1 protein-coding gene and 1 pseudogene are annotated in these 1,012 nt (G+C 73.9%); one reads left to right on the top strand and one right to left on the bottom strand.

The window, feature by feature from the left end; translation table 11 throughout:
* Positions 1–307: pseudogene (locus H5J29_RS34100) on the top strand (hypothetical protein); the annotation flags it as partial.
* A gap of 58 nt (positions 308–365) precedes the next feature.
* Here the strand turns inward: H5J29_RS34100 and H5J29_RS34095 are convergent.
* Positions 366–1,012, bottom strand: a 647-nt coding sequence (locus tag H5J29_RS34095) for a hypothetical protein (RefSeq protein ID WP_246394637.1), incomplete at its 5' end; no start/stop codon positions are given.

The raw sequence follows: 1,012 nt of genomic DNA, 5'->3' as shown, positions 1-1,012 counted from the left end.
CGAGCACACCCGCGGCTTCCATCCCGACGGGCCCGCCGACCCGTCGGGCTTCGCGGCGATGGCCTGCGACGAGCTGTTGGTGCACACCGACGACGCGGCGCACGGGCTCGGCCTCACCTTCGAGCCCGACGCCCACCTGGTCGCCCACGTCGTCCGGCGGCTGTTCCCGTGGGCGCCGCACCACGAACGCTCCTGGCCCACGCTGCGGTGGGCCAACGGCCGCGCCGCGCTCGGCGACCGCCCGCGGCTGGAGAGGTGGAAATGGCACTGCGCCCCGCTCGAGGAGTGGGACGGCACCACCCCCTGACCGGGCGAACGGCACTCTCGCTCACTAGGAATGAGCGAGAGTGCCGTTCGCTCAGGTGTCAGAGGGCCTGCTCGGCCGCTCGGTCGACGCGGCGGTGGTAGCGCTCGCCCGCCTTGCCGCCCGCGATCGCCCCGATCAGCGCGACGACCGCGACGATCAGCAGTGCGATCACGCCGGTCCAGGTGAAGGCGCTGCCGGACAACGCGATCCCGGGCACCCGCAGGGCCGCGAAGATCGACTCGGTGCTGCCGGTGACCGCCGTGGCGATCGTGACGGCCGCGGTGACGACCAGCCCCATCGCCCAGACCGCGAAGCCGTTGCGCGCGCCGTCGAAGCGGGCGAGCCTGCCCGCCACGTACCCGCCTGCGGCGTAGGCCAGCAGCATCACGACGATCGCGACGACGCCCCCGGTGATGCCGAGCAGCCGCGGGTCCTGCCCGGGGGCGGCGCCGAGGTCCGGGGAGATCCCCGCGAGCCGCACGACGAGCGCGGCCACGGCCGTGAGCAGCACCGTGAGCCCCACGGCGACCAGCCAGCCGAAGAAGGCGGAGCCGATCTTGAACCCGCCGAAGCGCTCGTGCTGGTACTCGTGGGCCGCCGTGAGGGCGCCGCGGCTGGTGAAGTGGTGGGCCAGCTCGGGTCCCGGCTCGGCCTTCTCGATCGAGCGGCTGGGCAACTCGACCATGTCCCTGGCGGTCGGCCAGA

The organism is Pseudonocardia pini (assembly GCF_013870575.1).
GTDB lineage: Bacteria > Actinomycetota > Actinomycetes > Mycobacteriales > Pseudonocardiaceae > Pseudonocardia > Pseudonocardia pini.
The sequence above is the reverse complement of the archived record's forward strand: the minus strand, read 5'-3'. Positions and strand labels throughout refer to the sequence as shown.